Consider the following 18,430-nt stretch of genomic DNA (forward strand, 5'->3'; position numbering starts at 1 on the left):
GTCATACAAATAAGAGAATGGAGAATTACAGCATCGTTATTTTCATCCTTGCCATGATGATAGGGCTGTCCGCCATAGCGGACAGGATCCGGCTGCCATACCCCATCCTGCTGGTTACGGCGGGCATTGCCATCGGGTTTATCCCGGGCATGCCGCAGATCATCATCAACCCCGAGATCATCTTCCTGATCTTCCTGCCGCCCCTGTTGTACGATGCGGCTTTCAATATTTCGCTGCACGAGTTCCGGAACAATTTCAGGATGATCAGCACGCTGGCTTTTGCGCTGGTTTTCCTGACCACGGCCGGCATTGCCATAACGGCCTACTACGTTATTCCGGACATGACCTGGCCGCTGGCTTTCGCGCTTGGCGCCATTCTGTCCGCTACGGATGCGGTCGCGGCCATGAGCATTACAAAAGGGCTCGGGCTTCCGCGCAAGACCATCACCATCCTGGAAGGCGAAAGCCTCATCAACGACGCATCCGGCCTCATCGCTTACCGTTTTGCCGTGGCGGCGGTGGCCGGTACTTCGTTCGTATTGTGGAAAGCTTCCCTGGAATTTGTAGGATTGATATTAGGCGGATGCTTTATCGGTGTTGTACTGGGCAGGCTGCTGGGCATCATGCTGAAACGGACAAAAGACAACAGCATTGTTTCCATCAGCCTTACTTTGCTGATGCCTTTCGTGGCTTATCTCCTGGCGGAAACGCTGCATGTCTCCGGTGTGATCGCCGTTGTAACCAGCGCTATCATGATATCGCTGATCATGCCGAAAACCATTCCGGAACAAACCAAGGTGCAGTCCAAAGCCATCTGGAACATCATCATATTTCTGCTGAACGGCCTGATCTTCATCCTCATCGGCCTTGAATTTCCTTACGTAATTGAAAGCATCGATCATGACGACATCCTGCCGCTGATCGGCTACAGCTTCCTGATCTGCCTCGTGACGCTCATTATCCGCATGGGGAGGGTGTACCTCCAGCATTTCGATCTGCAGAAGAATTTCCGGAAGAAAAACACGCCGCGGAACAAAAGGGCGCTGCTGGACTGGAAGAACTGCCTGATCATCGGCTGGTCCGGCATGCGGGGCATCGTTTCCCTGGCTACGGCGCTGGCGCTGCCGCACCGCTTGAATGACGGTACTCCTTTCCCGGAGCGGCACACCATTATCTTCATTGCTGTTGTGGTAGTGCTGATTACGCTGGTGGTGCAGGGCATGGGGCTGCCCGTGCTGGTAAAGGCTTTGAAGCTGCACCAAAAAGAAGAAGAGGTTTTTAACAATTCTTTATAACGGGATGGAGGATGAAATCCGTACATTCATTGTTCATCAAAAAAAAGGAGGTATTCATGCAATCTACAGGATATTCATGGAAACCTTCAGTTAGTATCGCCTAACTGGGTTGCTCCATACGAAAACTGTCGACGCAAAGGCGTCAGAGGGTGTATCTGAAAGACGGTACACCCTTTTTATTTCAGCACCACGATCTTCGCTGTATGCATCACCACCTGTGTATCCCTATACATGATCACGAGGAAGTAGGTGGCGGCGGGCAGGTCCGTTACTTCAATATTACCTTCCCGGTCGATGTCATACTGCCGCAATACCTGGCCCCATGCATTGGATATCTGCATGCGCATGGCAGCGCGTACGCCGCTGACACGTACTTTGAACCGCCCGTAGTTCGGGTTGGGGAAGATCTCCACCTGCTTCAGCGGCGGCACCGGCCGTATTTCGGAGTATTCCGTTTCGCCGTTGCGCAGCACTGCTTTCAGGCGGTAATAGCTCCATCCCTGGAAGTCGTTGTTGTCGATCGTATTATAATCGAGCAGGCGCAGGCTGTTGCCGTTCACCGCTTTGGTGGGCGCTACGCCCACTTTGGTAAATGTATTTTCTGTTTCGAGCCTTCTTTCAATTTCAAAATAATCGTTGTTCACTTCAAACCAGGTGGTCCACAGCAGTCCCACCTGTGAAGACGAGAGCCGGTTGGCCTCGAAGCGTACCCATTTGATACGTGGGCCGGGATTGGCGCGGGTGGCTGATTTGGAAAAGTATTCGTTGATCTGCATGCCGGCCTCAAATTGCTGCGTGTGCATGGTGGCGGCCAGCTGCATGGAGGAAGTGCTCAGGTTACCTTCGGTAATATCGGTGGAAGATTGCGCGACCCAGTGCGGATTTTCGTAACGGTTGAGAAAGCTGTTCTGCCGGTTGTTCCGGTAGCCGGCTGTTTCATCCGCATCGGTATGTTGAAAGGTGATGGTAACGGGCGCGTTACTGATGCTGTTTTTGCCGATGTTCCATGTTTTGTTGATGAATGTGTCCGGCATGGCGGAACCGGAAATGGCGTTACTGTAAACATGATCGAATACCCTTGCCCGGAACACGTCCGTTGCGCCGCTGTTCCGGATCGCCACCGGTGAATAGCTGCCGGGCTCCGTGCCAATGGGGAACACTACGCTGCCGGACAGGTTGCTGACAGCTTCGCGATACAGTGATCCTCCCGCAACGCCGTTACCCGTTACTACAAACATCCTGTCACTGTAGCCGGTGATCTGGCCGGGCATATGATCCCCCACCACCAGGTTCCAGCCGTTCAGGAACAGGTGCCCGTCCCGGAAATGGAGCGTGTGGCGTATTTTCAGATCGTTCAGGTCGCCGAGTGCCAGGCCGTCCGGATTGTCGATCGTGAGGTTCGGGAAGCTGCTGCCGCTGTTCGTGGCGGCGTTGTACCCTCCGAACAGTAACTGGCGCCCCGTGTTGCCGTACAGGGGGTTATTACCGGAGAACCGGAATATACCACCGGTACCGCCCTCGTCCGTGAGCGTTGAACCGTTACCGTTAGTCCATCTTTTCCCGAGAAAATATAAAACAGATCCGGGCTTTGAGCCGAGTGCGCCGTCATTCTGCAAATTGAGATAGAATGTTACCGGGAGCGCGCCCGTGGCACATACCTTGCCGTCAGCGGGGATGTAGATGCCCTGCTGCGCGGAGGCTTGCCCGAAAGAACAGCATAAAAGTGCGAGCGCTGGTATAATTGATCTCATAATCAGAAGTTGCCTAGAATGATCCATCTTGTGCCTATGGATTGCACGGTATAAGAGCCGTTGTTCGAGCTGATCGTTCTGCGGTCGAATTGATTGCTGACGGATTCATCAACATACACATTTCCCCATCCGGACTGAAAATCCCTTGCGATATGATATATCCTTCCGGTGCAGTTGGCCGCATCAGGCAGGTATACCGTATAGTTGTTGCCGTTATTTGATGTTTTCCTGATGACGACGGTGGACTGGTTTGCGTCCAGCGTTACAGAGCCTGTGTAAATATTTACACTGTTGGCCTTCGATCCGTTCACCTGCAGGGTGCTGTGCGTGGAATTGGTGCCTACGCCCAGTTGCGCGGTGTTATTGTTCCAGAACAGCCTGTCCGCCCGCTGCCGCACTTCCGAGTTGCTGGTGGTCGTCTTTCCCGCGAAGATGATCCCGCCGTCGGTGAAGTTGTTATCACCGTGGGTGGTCACTACTTTATACCAGGGGTTGGGGGCATTGTTGGTAAGCGGTGCGGTAGTGCCACCCCATTCCTTCACGGCCAGTATCTCTTTATCGAAATACAGCTGCGTGGTGTAGCTGCCACCCTGGAATGATAGTACGTTCCATGAATAAGCATCGGTGCCGAGCGGGCCGTTTTGCACGGTGCCGGTGGAAGGGCTTGCCCATATTTTCATGCGGCTGTTGGCATCGGGGGCATCTGCATTGCCGATGTCATTGCCCGGCAAAGTACCGTAGGTAGCGCCGCCGTTCAGGTCCAGTCCCGGTTCCCAGGTACTGTTGGTGCCGTTCCATTTCAATACCTCTCCGTTTGCCGGTGCGGTGGCCGAGATGTTGTTGTTCCGCAGCTTGTCCGCATTCCAGAGGCTGGTGCTGTGATCGGCGGTCATCAGGCCACTGGTATTGAGCAGCAGGCCGGTGCCGAGCGTAATTTCCTGCGTAACGCCATCGCCGGCGCTGTAGCGGCCGAGCAGCGATTGTGAGCTTACGTCCTGTATCTTGTTGTAGGTAACGGCCTTGTTTGTAATCGCGGTGGTGATGGTGCCGTTGCCGGAGCCGGTGACAGCGCCGGTAAGTGTGGTAGAGATGTTGCCGACTTTTTCCCAGGCGCCGTTCCTTTTGATGTAAAGGCTTTTTTCCGATGCATCGTTGACGAATACCAGCATGCCGTCGTCCGCATTGAACAGTTTGCCGCCGGTAAGTATTTCGGTCTTGAGCACGCGGGGAAGAAGCAATCCCTGGTTAGAGCTGTTAAGCTCCAGGATCGCTTCTTTTTTTACATCAGATGGATTATCGCCCAATTTCAGTTGCTGGGCGGCTGCATGCAGGGAAAACATGCAGGAAAGGCCGAACAGGATGCCGCATCGTGCGGCCGACAGGATCTTCATAACAAATAGGGATAGGATAGTAACAAATAAGGTCGCAGAACAGCAGGAACGCCGCCATAAAAAGCGTTCCTGCGTTCATGGATTTATTTTCTGATGATGTACCAGTTAGTGCCGTCTGACTGCAGCGTTACGAAGGTCCAGTCGTTATAGATCGTATAGTTGGCGCCGCCTTCTACCTGCGCGGAGCCGTTGGGCGCGATGGTCACTTCTCTGTCGATACCGCCGTTGCCGATCTTTTTGATGGTGTAGATGCGGCCTTCCACTGCTGCCGGCAGGTTCACCGTCAGCGCCGTGGCGGATGCGTCCACCAGGATGGTATTGTCTTTATCTGTGATCGCGTAGCCGTTGGTGTTCACCGTTTTGATGGCGAGGGACATGGAGCCTGTTACCTGCAAGGTAGAATTACCGGTGGTAGTGGCGCCGATGTTCACGTCATTCGCAAAGCTTTTTGCGCCCGCGAAAGACTGGGCACCGGTGCTCACGGCGCCGCGCGCTTCGGAGCCGGCAACGCCGCTCGCATCCGGCAGGTTAAAGCTCACGGTCTTGGTGGCGCCGTCTACCGTAATGCCGAAATCGGTGTTATTGGTAGTGGTAGCGAACGTCACATCCGGCCCTACGGTGTTGTTCGTTCCGTCGGAGATGCGCTGCACGCCGTTTTCCAGCGCGGAGATATCTATCAGTCTTTTTTCGATGACGTTGCTGGCGTTCTGGATGAGCACGTTATACGGACCGGTAACGGCGGTTGCATTCACGGTGTTCAGCGTCAGCAGGCCGTCTACCGTAGCCGTGCCATTCAGGTTGGCCGCGCCGTTGAGGTTGGTGACACCGGTTACATCAATGCCGTCAGCTGCCGTTACTTTGTCCTGGAAGGTTTTTTCACCGGCGAAGGTCTGTGTGGTGACGGACACGGCGCCGGGGTTGGAGGCATCCGCCGCATGCAGGGTGATCTCGTTGTTGTCCGTACCGCCGATCGTGATGCCTTTTGCATCCGGTGTAGCGGAGAAGGCCGCGGCGATCACCTGTTTCTGGGAAGCCTGCAACTTGTTCCAGTCCGTTTCCGTCAGCAGACCGCGGGTGATGCCGGTACCTGCTGTGGGGATGTTAAAGGTGTGCACGCCCAGCAGTGTAGCCACGTTGAAGTCCGTTCCCGCATTGCCCACAGCAAAACTCTGTGTGGCTTCCTGCGAACCATTCAGGCTGGAGATGGCGTTGTTAAACGCAGCCGAAGATATCTGTCGGCGGTTCACCGCACCGGTGGCCGGATCGATCACCAATACGTCCACCAAAGTACTGCTGGTGGCGAGGTTGGAGAAGGTCACGCCATTGGCGACGGTCAGCGAATTGGAGCTGACGGCGCCGGAGAACTGGCCGGTGGATGCCGCGATGATACCGGATACCAGCAGGTCGCCTGTGATCTGGCCGTTGCCGAGCACATCGAGTTTGGCGGTGGGAGCGTTGGTGCCGATACCGATGTTGCCGTTCGCAGCAATGCGCATCGCTTCCGCATCATTCGCTTTAAAGATCACCGAAGCGTTGTTCCTTGATCCGAGGAAATCCGTTGCATCGTTCACGGTGTTTCCCGCGCGGCTCCAGTTCAGCTCGGATTCATCCAGCGTAGCGAGCTTCTCCCACGCGCCATCCTTCCGGAGGTAAAGGGTCTGGTTCTGATGCGTGGCGTTTTCCACGATCACGATCATACCGTCGGGAGCCGTGTTCAAAGGCGCTGAAGTCAGCATACCGGGCTGAACCCGCGGGAGAAGCAAACCCTGGCGGTCGCTTTCCAGTTCCAGCACGGATGCTTTGTTGATAGAGTAGGGCCTGTCACCTACTTTTAATTGGGCGTCCGCATTCAATGCTGCCATGAGCATGCCGGACGCAAGCAGTACACGCATGGCGGTACGTAAGGGTGTTTTCATAGTATCAAGGATAAATAGGTAATAACATTATATAGATCGCGGATAATAGGTAATAACACTATATAGATCGCCAGAAAAAAAAATCTAATGCGCTGATCACTATTTGTCTATCTGCTTTCGTGGAATACTATCCATATCTTTTCTTCAATCATATAGTGCAAATATATAATATTATAATAAATAACAATATAATACGAAGGTGCTATAATGAATGTTTAAATTGATTATCAATGTGTTATTAAAATAAATTCCCCATAAAGGAGTAACGCATTTCGGTAAATTGCTATGTGTCAAGCATTAAGGAAAACCGTCTGTCAAAATAGACTTTTTAATCGTTTGATATTTTATATCATTACGTTTTCAAACCAAGATGATGATTGTAAGAAGATTATGTATGCTGGTGATTTTTTTCGCAGCAACCGGCGTAAAAGCACAGCAAAAAAGCCTGGCGCAATATGCCAGCACTTTACAGGGTACGGACTCGGAATTCAAGTTAAGCAATGGCAATACTTACCCGACCACATCGTTGCCTTTCGGGATGAACGCCTGGTCTCCGCAGACGGGGAAGAACGGCAACGGCTGGAAGTATCAGTACAAAGCGGAAACGATCCGCGGCTTCCAGCAGGCGCACCAGTGCAGTCCCTGGTCGGAGGACTACGCGGTATTTTCCCTCATGCCTGTCAGCGGTGCGCTGACCCTTGATGAAAACAAACGGGCTACCGCATTCAGTCATGCTAACGAAAAAGCTTTCCCTTATTATTATAAAGTGAAGTTCAACAATGGCCTCACTACGGAAATGTCTCCCACGGAAAGAGGCGCCCAGCTTCGCTTTGCGTTTCCCAAACGGAAGGCCGCTTATGTGGTGCTGGACGGTTACATCCGCATGAGCGAGGTGAAGATTTATCCCGAAGAAAGAAAGATCACGGGCTATGTCAACAACGGCCGCTATATTCTGCGCGGCTTCCGCAACTATTTTGTGATCACCTTCGATCAGCCGTTCACGGAATACGGCACCTGGGAAAATGAAAAGAACAGCATCGCAGCCGGGGAGCAGACGCGGCAGGGAAAAGGTGTGGGCGCTTATGTCCGTTTTAAGGACGGCGCCAGAGTGCAGGTGAAGGTAGCATCTTCCTACATCAGTCCTGAACAGGCGGAATTAACACTGCGGCAGGAGCTTGGCGCGCATGCCTCGCTGGAAGACACAAAGGCCGCCGCGGAAAAAGTGTGGAACACCTTGTTCAACCGTGTAAAAGTGGAAGGCGGAACGGAAGCGGACAAAGCTACTTTTTATTCCTGCCTGTTCCGCGCCAATCTCTTTTCGCACCAGTTCTTCGAATACAATGAAAAAGGAGAACCGCATTATTACAGTCCATATGATGGAAAGATATATAACGGTTACATGTACACGGACAATGGCTTCTGGGATACTTTCCGTGCGCAGTTCCCGCTGAACACGCTCATTCATCCCACCATGCAGGGCCGGTACATGCAGGCGCTGCTGGCGGCGCAGGAGCAATGCGGATGGCTGCCTTCCTGGTCTTTCCCCAACGAAGGCGGCAGCATGGTGGGTAATCACGCGATATCATTACTCACGGACGCCTGGGTGAAGGGCATCCGCACATTTGATCCGAAACGTGCGCTGGAAGCCTATCTGCATGAAGCTACGAACAAAGGGCCATGGGGACCGGCCAACGGCCGCCAGGGTTGGAAGGAATATTACCAGTTGGGATATGTGCCGCAAACAAAGGGCGCGTACGGCCCGGTTTCCCAGACGCTGGAATATGCGTATGACGACTTTTGCGGATACCAGCTGGCGAAGGAAACGGGACATCCTTTTTATGAGCAGGTCTTTGCCCGGCAGATGTATAATTATAAAAATGTGTATGATCCCGCCACGGGCTTTATGCGCGCGAAAGACAGGAAAGGCAGCTGGCTGCCGGATTTTGATCCTTATGAATGGGGCGGGCCGTATGTGGAAGGGAATGCCTGGCACTGGGTATGGTCTGTGTTTCATGATGTGAAAGGATTGATCGGGCTGATGGGAGGCGAAGCGAATTTTGTGGCGAAGCTGGATTCCGTGTTTTCCGTGCCGAACAAGGTGAACGTGGGTTCTTACGGTTCCATGATCCATGAAATGACGGAAATGGTAAAGGCGGATATGGGCCAGTATGCGCACGGGAATCAGCCTATCCAGCACATGGTCTACCTCTACACTTACGCCGGCCAGCCCTGGAAAACGCAGTACCATGTACGCAATGTGATGCGCAGGCTCTACAATGCGTCGCCGGCGGGGTATCCGGGGGATGAGGACCAGGGGCAGACTTCTTCCTGGTACGTGATGAGCGCGCTGGGGCTGTACAGTGTTTGTCCGGGTACCGACCAGTACGTGATCGGAAGCCCTGTATTTCCTAAAGCAACGCTGACGCTGGAAAACGGGAATCAGTTCATCATAGAAGCGGTGAACAATAGCGCGGAGAATGTTTATATACAGTCCGCCACATTGAACGGGCAGCCTTATTCACATCACTGGATCAGGCATGCGGATATTATGAATGGCGGGAAACTGGTGCTGCAAATGGGGCCGGAGCCCGCGGTGCAGCGGGGGCTTGGCGAAGCGGATAAGCCTTTTTCGCTATCAAAGTAAAAAATATATTAATTTGCAGTGAATTGAATCCCTTATAACTATGAAAAAAAGATCATTTTTTGTACTGGCCGCCAGTACGGTATTATTTGCCTATGCCTGCTCAAAATCAAATGACAATCCTCCAAAAGAAGAAGAGAAGAAGCCGCTGGTCACTGCGCCGGAGGCGTCCGTTGCGCATGATGGAAAGAGTGGAGGGGTGTATAAAGGTGTGATCATCGGGTCTACCGGAACGGTGAAGATAATTATCCAGGGCGATACGGTTTCCGCGGAAGTGAGCATTGATGGTGAAACCAGAGTGCTGAAACCATGGAATATGCCTACGGGATGGGCTTCAGGGCAGGCGTTGAAAGATGTCATTTTTAAATCAGAAAACTGGACGCTTACTTTTTCTGTGACAGCGAATGGTGATCGTCCTTATATTTCTGCTGTTTCCATTCCCGGTCATACAGATGTGGCGGTGCATATCATCAAGGAAGAGTCTGACGTGCTGGCGAAGGCTTTTGAAGGAAGTTTTGGTAAAGGAGATTCCGTTTTCGGCGCAATGAACTTTGTGCTGGCTGCTGTGGAGGATACGGTGTTTGGCATTATTCAGAAACAGCCGGCGCCCAAGCAGTCCATGTACGGTGATTACGATGGCAGTCACCTGCATTTTGTCACCCGTTTCAGCAAAGATTCGCTCAGGTTTTCCGCAGAAGGAACCTTGAACGGCGATGAAGTCGAAGGAAAATGGAAGGGGTATGATTATCGGAATAGCAAAATTATCGATTCCGGCTACTGGAAAGCAAAAAGAACTTTATAAACCAATCAGTCAAATAAAAAAGGCCGTCTCACCAGTAAAATGAGACGGCCTTTTCTATTTATAGTTTTTATTATCAAACTTCTACCGGCACCGCTTCGCGCTTCTCCGGCCCATCTACTTTATTATTCTCCTTCACCTTATGCGGCACGCCGCGTATATCCCACACAATCCCCATCCAGCCGAGCATCCTCAAAACATAATACGTGATATCGATCTCCCACCAGTAAAAGCCCTGCCTGGCGGCGCTTTGATAGTAGTGGTGATTGTTGTGCCATCCTTCGCCGAGGGTTACCAGCGCCAGCACCAGGCTGTTGCGGGATTCGTCGCCGGTTTTGTAACGGGGCTTGCCGATCTTGTGCATCAGGGAATTGATGGTGAACGTGCCGTGGAAGAGCAGGATGGTGCTCAGGAAGAAACCGATGAACAGTGTGGAAAGACCAGCTGACCAGTCGAACCAGCCGGTGCCGTTCACTTTGTTGCCAATGAAATATACGGCCGCCGCGAGTACCACAGCCGGCACGAAATGATATTTATTCAGCCAGAACAGTTCTTTGTGCTTGATGTCCTTGATCAGGTCGAAGCGGGTGGGTTTATGCTCGGGGCCCATGATCCAGCCGATATGCGCGTACCAGAATCCGTAGATCTTGGCGGAATGCGGGTCATCCGGGGTATCGCTGTGTTTGTGGTGAATGCGGTGATTGGCGGCCCACCAGATCACGCCTTTCTGAAAGCTGCTCTGCGCGCCGAATGCCAGTATAAATTGAAAGAACCGCGAGGTTTTGAACGAGCGGTGCGAGAAATAACGGTGGTAGCCGCCTGTTACAAAAAACATGCGCACTACGTAAAGCACGGCGCATAATATCCAGTCGAACGCTGTCACATGGGTAAAGAATGCCAGGAAAGGAACCAGGTGAATACCTATGAAATCCAGTTCGTGCAGCCAGTTGATACTTTTTCTTGCCTTTACTTGAGTATTCATGTCCCAAAAATAAGGGAACATTACGAAGCATGCCAATGATTTTCATCACGTAATTGACATTTAATGGTCAATCCACGACGATCATATATACAAACGGCCCCCTTTTCATTGCTGACAAGGGAGCCGTCTGGATATATAAATGGATACTAAGCCATTGCTTCTTTCATGGCATGATTGGCTCTCCTGCCAGCTTTCCTGGTCAGCTTATCCATCTTGCGGTACGCATTCTTCGCAGCATCTTTCACATTTGCCAGCGCTGCATCGGCACGGTCGCGGTTGCGCATGTACATTACTACTCCTGCTGCTGCGGCTCCAATCACGGAAGCCGCAATAATGATGTTTTTCATGACTGATGGCTTTGGTTCACGGGATATAAATCAATGGTCGTGCCAAAAAAATCCCGATAGGGGGAAAGTATTCCCTACCGCCCGGCAGGGAGGCGGGGGTGTTTTTTTCTTACAATGCTTGCTGGTAAGGCATTCCGGCGGTGCAAACAACAATGGGGCAATCTGGCATTTTCATTGAGGCAGCAGTGGAAAGTCTTTGTTAAAATCCATAAAACCCACATCATGGCTAAAAGGAAGCTTAAAGGAACTCCGGAAGGAGATGTTAAAAGCCGGCAGCTCGCGCAGCATACGGAGGAGAGCACCGGTGAATTGCTGACCACCAACCAGGGATTGCTGGTCAATGATGACCAGAACTCTTTGAAGGCGGGAGACCGCGGCGCCACGTTACTGGAAGATTTCATCCTGCGGGAGAAGATCACGCATTTTGATCATGAGCGTATTCCCGAGCGGATCGTGCATGCCCGCGGGTCTGCTGCCCATGGGGTTTTTGAGGTATATGGCGCTGCCATGCAAAAATATACGAAAGCGCGTTTCCTGACCGATCCATCCATGAAAACGCCGGTGTTTGTACGATTTTCTACAGTGGCGGGTTCCCGCGGTTCCACAGATCTCGCCCGCGACGTACGCGGTTTTGCGGTGAAATTTTATACCGAGGAAGGAAACTTCGACCTGGTAGGGAATAACATGCCGGTCTTCTTCATCCAGGACGCCATCAAGTTCCCCGACCTGGTGCATGCGGTGAAGCCCGAGCCGGACCATGAAATGCCGCAGGCCGCATCCGCGCACGATACGTTCTGGGATTTTATCTCCCTCATGCCCGAATCCGCGCACATGATCATGTGGCTGATGAGCGACCGCGCCATCCCGCGCAGCTTCCGGATGATGGAAGGATTCGGGGTGCATACGTTCCGTTTTGTGAACAGCAAAGGCGCGGGCACCTTCGTGAAATTCCACTGGAAGCCCTTGCTGGGTGTGCATTCCGTGGCATGGGACGAAGCACAGAAGATCTCGGGCAAAGACCCCGATTTTCACCGCCGCGATCTCTGGGAAGCGATAGAAAACGGTGCTTTCCCCGAATGGGAGCTTGGCGTGCAGCTGGTACCGGAAAAAGATGAATTCAAATATGAGTTCGACCTGCTGGACCCGACCAAGATCATCCCCGAAGAGCTGGTACCTGTGCAGCGCATCGGCAAGCTCACGCTGAATCGCAACCCGGATAATTTCTTTGCGGAAACGGAGCAGGCTGCTTTTCACCCGGGGCACATCGTGCCGGGCATCGATTTTACCAATGATCCCCTTTTGCAAGGCCGCCTGTTTTCCTATCTCGATACACAACTCATCCGCCTCGGCGGCCCCAACTTCCACGAAATCCCCATCAACCGCCCCATAGCGCCGATCCATAATAATCAGCGGGACGGCTTCATGCGCCAGCAGATCAACAAAGGAAAGACCAGCTATCATCCCAACTCGCTCGGCGGCGGCTGTCCCTTCCAGGCAAAGATGGCGGACGGCGGTTTCACCTCTTATGCAGAGCGCATCGACGCAAAGAAAGTAAGGGAGCGGAGCCGCAGCTTCTTCGATCATTTCAGCCAGGCCACGCTTTTCTACAACAGCCAGTCACCCGCCGAAAAGGCGCACCTGGCGGATGCGCTGAGCTTTGAGCTGGGCAAGGTGGAAACGGTCGCCGTCCGGCAGCGCATGGTGGGCATCCTCACGCAGATCGACAGAACGCTGGCCGCAAAAGTGGCGGACGCACTGGGGTTACCGGTGCCATCCAAACCGGAACAGCCCGTGAACCACAGTATTCCGGCGGACGGCGACCCGAAGAAATTCCAGCCGGTAAAAGTGACCAGCTCCGTGAGCAGCTCCGCCGCGCTCAGCATGGCGAACACCGTGAAGAATACCGTGAAGTCCCGCAAGATCGCCATCCTCGCGGCAGACGGCGTGAACACCGACAGCGTCAGCGCCATGAAGTCCGCCTTCATCGTTGAGGGCGCGGTGCCGGAAGTGATCGCGCCGAAACTCGGCATGGTGAACAACACCCTGCCCGTTGATAAAAGCTTCCTGACCGCGGCGTCCGTGTTGTACGACGCGGTGTATGTGCCGGGTGGCGCGGGCAGTGTGCAAACGCTTTCCGCGAATGCGGACGCGGTACATTTCCTGAATGAAGCCTACCGTCACTGCAAGGCGATTGCGCTGGATGAAGATGCAAGGCCGGTGCTGGACGCAACGTATTTCGGAAAGGATGCGGGGGCAGGTGTGCTGGTGCAGAAAGATGTGCGCAAGCTGGCGAAGGAATTCATCCGGGCCGTGGCGCAACACCGGTTTTGGGAAAGGGAAATGCCGCGGAGAGTGCCGGCGTAAAAAGAATAAATTGCAAAGGGCAGCGATGCCCTTTGCTACATAATTATACCGCCGGTTCCTGCTGGCTCAGGCAGTGAAAGCTGCCCAATCCCCAGATGATCTCGGTGGAATCGATCCCCACCACTTCCCGGTCCTTATAACAACCGGCGATGATGCTTAGCGCCTGGTCGTCTTTACTGCAGCGGAAAGTAGGTACGATCACGTATTTGTTGCTGATATAAAAATTGGCGTAAGAAGCCGGCAGGCGCTGATCTTCAAATATCACGGCGTCCGGCATGGGCAGTTCCACCACGTTCAGCTGTTTGCCGTTCAGCAGCCGCATTTGCTGCAGCTGGCGGAGGTTCTGTTGCAGGATGTCATAGTTTTCGTCCTGCTTGTCCGTTTCCACAACGCTCAGTACGGTATCCCCGTTCACAAAGCGCACCGTATCATCAATATGCCCGTCCGTATCATCACCCACGATCCCTTCTTCCACCCACAACACCTGTTGCGCGCCGTAATACTGGTAGAGGTAGGCTTCCAGCTGTTCACGGTCGAGATGCGGATTGCGGTTTTCGTTGAGCAGGCAGCAGGTAGAAGTGAGAATAGTACCCTCGCCGTTGAACTCCACAGATCCGCCTTCCATGATAATACCGGGGTGATAGACCGGCAATGAAAAATGTTTGGCGATGAGCGTGGGGATGATATCATCCTGGTCGAACGGCGGATATTTGCCGCCCCAGGCGTTATAGTTCCAATCTACCACCACTTTTTTCTGCTCCGCGTTGGGGTTGATGAGGAAAGCGGGACCGTGGTCCCGGCACCAGGCGTCGTTCGTGGGGTGAAAGAAAAATTCCACGTTGGCGAGGTTCACGCCGGCATTCTGCAAATGCCCCGTGGCGAAGGCTTTCATGGCTTCGTTCGCCACGTTGATGCGTACTTTCTCGCTGTCCGCCAGGTATTTGACGAACTGGCTGTAGTAGGGAAAGATGGTGTGTATCTTTCCGGGCCAGCTGGCTTCTTTATGCGGCCAGCTCAGCCAGGTAGCTTCATGCGGATGAAATTCTGCGGGAAAATAATACCCCAGTTGCTGCGGTGTGGGATGCATCATGCTTCGTCGTCGATATATCTTTTGGTAATAGGTTGGTAGGAATCGATGCGCCTGTCGCGAAGGAAAGGCCAGTGCGTGCGGTAGCGGTCGGTTTTGGAAAGGTCCAGTTCCAGCACTACCACTTCTTCTGCATCATGCGGACTTTGATAGAGAACGGTGCCGAAGGGATTGGCGATGAAAGAGCCGCCCCAGAATTTCATCAGTCCGTCCTGCTCAAAACCCGTGCGGTTCACGCTCACCACGTGCACGCCGTTGGCTACGGCGTGGCTGCGCTGCATGGTCTGCCACGCATTATATTGTTCGGTGTTGGTGGCTTCATCCTGGCTGGTAGCCCATCCGATGGCGGTGGGGTAGAAGAGTATCTCCGCCCCCATGAGCGCCGTGATGCGCGCCGCTTCGGGGTACCACTGGTCCCAGCAGATCAGCACGCCGATGGTGGCGAATTTTGTTTTGAAGACTTTATAGCCCAGGTCGCCGGGCGTGAAGTAGAATTTCTCGTAGTAGGCCGGATCGTCCGGGATATGCATCTTGCGGTATTTGCCGAGGTAGGAGCCGTCAGCATCCAGCACAGCGGTGGTATTGTGGTACAGCCCTTCCGCTCTTTTCTCGAACAGGGAAGCGATGATCACCACGCCAAGCTCCGCCGCCACTTTGCCCAGGGCCTCGGTAGAAGGGCCGGGGATAGGTTCCGCCAGTTTGAAATTTTCATAATCCTCCACATCACAGAAATAAAGGGAGGTGAACAGCTCCTGCAGACAGATCACCTGCGCGCCTTTGGCCGCGGCCTCTCTTACCTTGCTGATGGCTTTCGCCAGGTTCTCCGCCTTGTTGGCCGAGCAGCTCATTTGTACGAATCCTGTTTTTACTTTTGCCATGAAATGCCCATTGTTAAACGGCTACAAAGGTATAAAAAACGCTATTCATCCCATCATCTTCTGTATTCATCCCATTTCGGGACCGCCTGCCGCGATGTTTGCTATTATTGCATTAAATATTCTCTGCATGGAAAGAATCAGGAAAATAGAATTCTGGATCGTAACGGGTATCTACCTGTTGTTTGTGTTCGCGTTGTTCTTCCCCTCCCTGTACCACGGCACATTTGCCATGCGTGTTGGTTACTGGCGCGCTTTTGACCGGAACGGGATGGAGTATGACCCGTTTGTCCATTATATGCTGCCGCGGCTGACGGTGGCTACTTTCGGATATGTGACCTTTTTGCTGATCAACCACTGGATCGTGCCGGTGTTCCTGGAGAAGAAACAGTTCTGGGCCGGTGTGCCGCTGGCGATCGCCACGTTTGTATTGTTCTTTCTGATGACGATGGTGGCGACCAGTTATTATTATGGTTTCATGCTCGGGTACCGGGATGTGTCTGATTTTCACGGGTATTGCGCCACGAGGGCGCTTGGTGCCACCATGCTCGGCGCGATATTGTACGGATTTTACTATGCCGTTAAATATATCTACTTCCGTTTTTTGCACGACAAGCTGGTGGAGAAGAAGGTCTGGAAGAAACTGCCGGCGGAAACGCCGGTGCTGGTGGGCGTATGGGTATGCGTGATGATTCTGCTGGAGCCGATATTTAACATGAGTAATGCGGAATGGTACCTGATCTTCTGGTCGGGCCCCACGTTCATTCCGGCCAATATATTATTACAGCTGTACGTGTACCCAAAGTTTATGTCCGACCGCAGAAAATGGCCGCTGACCATGCGGCTGCTGCTGGTCATCATGGGCACGGCGTTCGTGGCCGCTTTCTTTTTCGGCCTGGGCGAACGGCGCTCGCATATGATCATTTCAGCTTTTTTCTTGTATTGCCTGGGTGTAATGCTGGGCGTTATACCACTGGCCTGGTGGCTTTTTAAAATGCGGTTGTCCCGCAAGGATGAGGTGTTGAGCCTGGAGAAGGCGTTGGGTCGTTCTTCCGCCAATCTGGACTTTCTACGCTCCCAGATCAACCCTCATTTTCTTTTCAACGCCCTGAACACGCTGTACGGCACCGCCTTGCAGGAGAATGCGCCCCGCACCAGCGAAGGCGTGCAGCGCCTGGGCGACATGATGCGCTTCATGCTGCACGAGAATCACCTGGAAAAGATAGAGCTGAGCAAGGAGATCGCTTACCTGCAAAACTATGTTTCCCTGCAGCGGCTGCGTACGCAGGCTTCGGAGGATATCAAGATAGAAGTGAATGTAGAGGAGGATGATTGCGATCATACGATTGCGCCGATGCTGCTGATCCCGTTTGTGGAGAATGCTTTCAAGCATGGCATCAGCCTGCGGAAGCGCTCCTGGATAGTGGTATCGCTGTCCTGCGACAGAACGCATATTTATTTTGATGCTTATAACAGCGTACATCCAAAACCTGAAAATGATCCGGAGAAAGCCAGCCTGGGCATCGGCCTGAACAATGTGAAAAGAAGGCTCGCGCTGCTGTATCCGCGCAAGCACGAGCTGAGCATCCGGCAAACAGCGACGGAGTTTTTTGTGCACCTGACGATAGATACGACCAGATAAAGGCACGTGGATAACGGATACCAAAGATAAGCGACTTGTATGCTGCTGATGTCCTGATCGCCACCGTACAGCGAACCGGCCTGCCGTAGACACTGATGCCTGAAGTAAAACGAACCGACATATTCGACCTTATGAATGATAACAGACCAAAGCAAATCGATCAGGCGCCTACACCGCCCGCCGCACCCGACGGATTCTCGAAGTTCCTGTGGTGGCTCGCTACCGCGGATGCGGACATATTAAAAGATTGCCCGACAGACCGGGAGCGCTACCGCATTATCGGTATAGCCGTGCTCGTTACCTGGCTCTTCGCCACCCTGGCCTGGGGGTATTTTTTCTCTACAGTTGTGGAAGACGACCTGGTGATAGCGGGGCTGGCGCTGTTCTTCGGCTTCGCCATCCTCTCCATCGACCGCAGTCTTATTGCCGCGATGAGCCGCAACGGCGGCAAACCGCAGTTCCTGCCCGTAGCTTTTCGTTTAGTACTGGCCGTTACCATCGGCCTGTTCATTTCCCAACCGGTTGTGCTCATGCTCTTTAAAAAGGACATTGACGCGCAAATGGTGCTGGACCGGCAAAGCAAGCTCGATCATTTCCGGAAGGAACAGGCGGCGCTGAATGCATCCCGCACCCTGCCGCTTCAGAACGGCATCACCGCCATCAACGGCCAGCTGGCGGGGAAAGAAGAGCAGGTAAAAGATTATAAGGACAGCTACATCCGCGAAACAGACGGTACCGGCGGCTCCGGTAAGATCGGCGAATCATCCATCGCCAAAGTGAAAAAGAATGAATACCTGAAATCCGAAGAAGAGCTGCGCAAGCTGAAACGGGAGCTGGATGTGCAACGCCTGGAAAAAGAAGCGCAGCTGGCCGTCATCCGCACGGAAGACAGCCTGAAGGAACAAGCCTACGTTTCCACGCTCACAAATGGGTTCCTGTCACAGATAGAAGCCCTGCACACGCTCACGGATGAACATCCGCCTTTAAAACAACGCTACCGCCTCATCGTTTTTATCATCACCCTGATTGAGATCATGCCGCTGCTGACGAAGCTGCTGATGCCCAAAGGAGAGTATGATGAAAAGCTCGCGGCCATGACGGCCGGCAATGTGCAGGCCACGCAGCTTGGGCTCGAAAAAGGGCAGGAGCTGAATGCGCATTATTACGATGCGGCCACGGTGGCGGACAAAGAGGTGATGGACCATCTTTTCCGGCTGACCGAAACGCAGCGCCGCCGGGAAGCGGAGCAGGTGGTGAAAGACTGGGAGGCCGCGGGCGGAAAACGTTTCCGGCAGTTATGGAACGATGCCAAACGTTTGCTGTTACTGCATAAAGTGTAA

At 53.2% G+C, this 18,430-nt stretch carries 13 protein-coding genes; 6 read left to right on the top strand and 7 right to left on the bottom strand.

What is annotated here, in order from left to right:
* Positions 1–17: 17 nt before the first annotated feature.
* On the top strand, positions 18–1,295 hold the full coding sequence (locus tag CCY01nite_RS25645) for a Na+/H+ antiporter (protein WP_146867426.1): 1,278 nt from the start codon (positions 18–20) through the stop codon (positions 1,293–1,295).
* Between the two features lie 176 nt (positions 1,296–1,471).
* On the opposite strand, the gene CCY01nite_RS25650 is transcribed toward CCY01nite_RS25645, so the two are convergent.
* The 3 genes from CCY01nite_RS25650 to CCY01nite_RS25660 form a co-directional block, all read right to left on the bottom strand.
* Positions 1,472–3,046, bottom strand: a complete 1,575-nt coding sequence (locus CCY01nite_RS25650; RefSeq protein ID WP_186831270.1) for a T9SS type A sorting domain-containing protein — start codon at positions 3,044–3,046, stop codon at positions 1,472–1,474.
* Positions 3,047–3,048: 2 nt separating this feature from the next.
* Positions 3,049–4,437 carry a phage tail-like protein gene (locus CCY01nite_RS25655; RefSeq protein WP_146867428.1) on the bottom strand — a complete coding sequence of 463 codons (1,389 nt, stop codon included), beginning with the start codon at positions 4,435–4,437 and terminating at the stop codon, positions 3,049–3,051.
* Positions 4,438–4,520: 83 nt separating this feature from the next.
* On the bottom strand, positions 4,521–6,353 hold the full coding sequence (locus CCY01nite_RS25660; RefSeq protein WP_146867429.1) for a hypothetical protein: 1,833 nt from the start codon (positions 6,351–6,353) through the stop codon (positions 4,521–4,523).
* A gap of 373 nt (positions 6,354–6,726) precedes the next feature.
* Here CCY01nite_RS25660 and CCY01nite_RS25665 point away from each other — a divergent pair, with 373 nt between their 5' ends.
* Both CCY01nite_RS25665 and CCY01nite_RS25670 read left to right on the top strand, forming a co-directional pair.
* Positions 6,727–8,997 carry a GH92 family glycosyl hydrolase gene (locus tag CCY01nite_RS25665; protein WP_146867430.1) on the top strand — a complete coding sequence of 757 codons (2,271 nt, stop codon included), beginning with the start codon at positions 6,727–6,729 and terminating at the stop codon, positions 8,995–8,997.
* Positions 8,998–9,037: 40 nt separating this feature from the next.
* On the top strand, positions 9,038–9,796 hold the full coding sequence (locus CCY01nite_RS25670) for a hypothetical protein (protein ID WP_146867431.1): 759 nt from the start codon (positions 9,038–9,040) through the stop codon (positions 9,794–9,796).
* A 73-nt stretch (positions 9,797–9,869) separates the two neighbouring features.
* Here the strand turns inward: CCY01nite_RS25670 and CCY01nite_RS25675 are convergent, their stop codons facing one another.
* Together CCY01nite_RS25675 and CCY01nite_RS25680 are read right to left on the bottom strand one after the other, a co-directional pair.
* Positions 9,870–10,775 (bottom strand): acyl-CoA desaturase, encoded by a 906-nt coding sequence (locus CCY01nite_RS25675; RefSeq protein ID WP_146867432.1) that lies wholly within the window; start codon positions 10,773–10,775, stop codon positions 9,870–9,872.
* A gap of 146 nt (positions 10,776–10,921) precedes the next feature.
* A complete protein-coding gene (locus CCY01nite_RS25680) occupies positions 10,922–11,122 on the bottom strand; it encodes a hypothetical protein (protein WP_146867433.1) in 201 nt (66 codons plus the stop codon).
* Between the two features lie 222 nt (positions 11,123–11,344).
* On the opposite strand from CCY01nite_RS25680, the gene CCY01nite_RS25685 reads away from it, so the two are divergent.
* Positions 11,345–13,486, top strand: coding sequence for a catalase (locus CCY01nite_RS25685; RefSeq protein WP_146867434.1), 2,142 nt, complete (start codon positions 11,345–11,347; stop codon positions 13,484–13,486).
* Positions 13,487–13,529: 43 nt separating this feature from the next.
* Here the strand turns inward: CCY01nite_RS25685 and CCY01nite_RS25690 are convergent, their stop codons facing one another.
* Both CCY01nite_RS25690 and CCY01nite_RS25695 read right to left on the bottom strand, forming a co-directional pair.
* Positions 13,530–14,576, bottom strand: a complete 1,047-nt coding sequence (locus CCY01nite_RS25690; RefSeq protein WP_146867435.1) for an agmatine deiminase family protein — start codon at positions 14,574–14,576, stop codon at positions 13,530–13,532.
* The gene (locus CCY01nite_RS25695; protein ID WP_146867436.1) at positions 14,573–15,451 is read right to left on the bottom strand and encodes a carbon-nitrogen hydrolase; all 879 of its coding nucleotides are present in this window, start codon (positions 15,449–15,451) and stop codon (positions 14,573–14,575) included. Before CCY01nite_RS25695 ends, CCY01nite_RS25690 begins: the two co-directional genes overlap by 4 nt.
* Positions 15,452–15,578: 127 nt before the next feature.
* On the opposite strand from CCY01nite_RS25695, the gene CCY01nite_RS25700 reads away from it, so the two are divergent.
* On the top strand, positions 15,579–17,090 hold the full coding sequence (locus CCY01nite_RS25700; RefSeq protein ID WP_246130054.1) for a sensor histidine kinase: 1,512 nt from the start codon (positions 15,579–15,581) through the stop codon (positions 17,088–17,090).
* Between the two features lie 131 nt (positions 17,091–17,221).
* Positions 17,222–18,430 carry a DUF4407 domain-containing protein gene (locus CCY01nite_RS25705; RefSeq protein ID WP_186831271.1) on the top strand — a complete coding sequence of 403 codons (1,209 nt, stop codon included), beginning with the start codon at positions 17,222–17,224 and terminating at the stop codon, positions 18,428–18,430.

The organism is Chitinophaga cymbidii, assembly GCF_007992715.1.
Taxonomy (GTDB): domain Bacteria; phylum Bacteroidota; class Bacteroidia; order Chitinophagales; family Chitinophagaceae; genus Chitinophaga; species Chitinophaga cymbidii.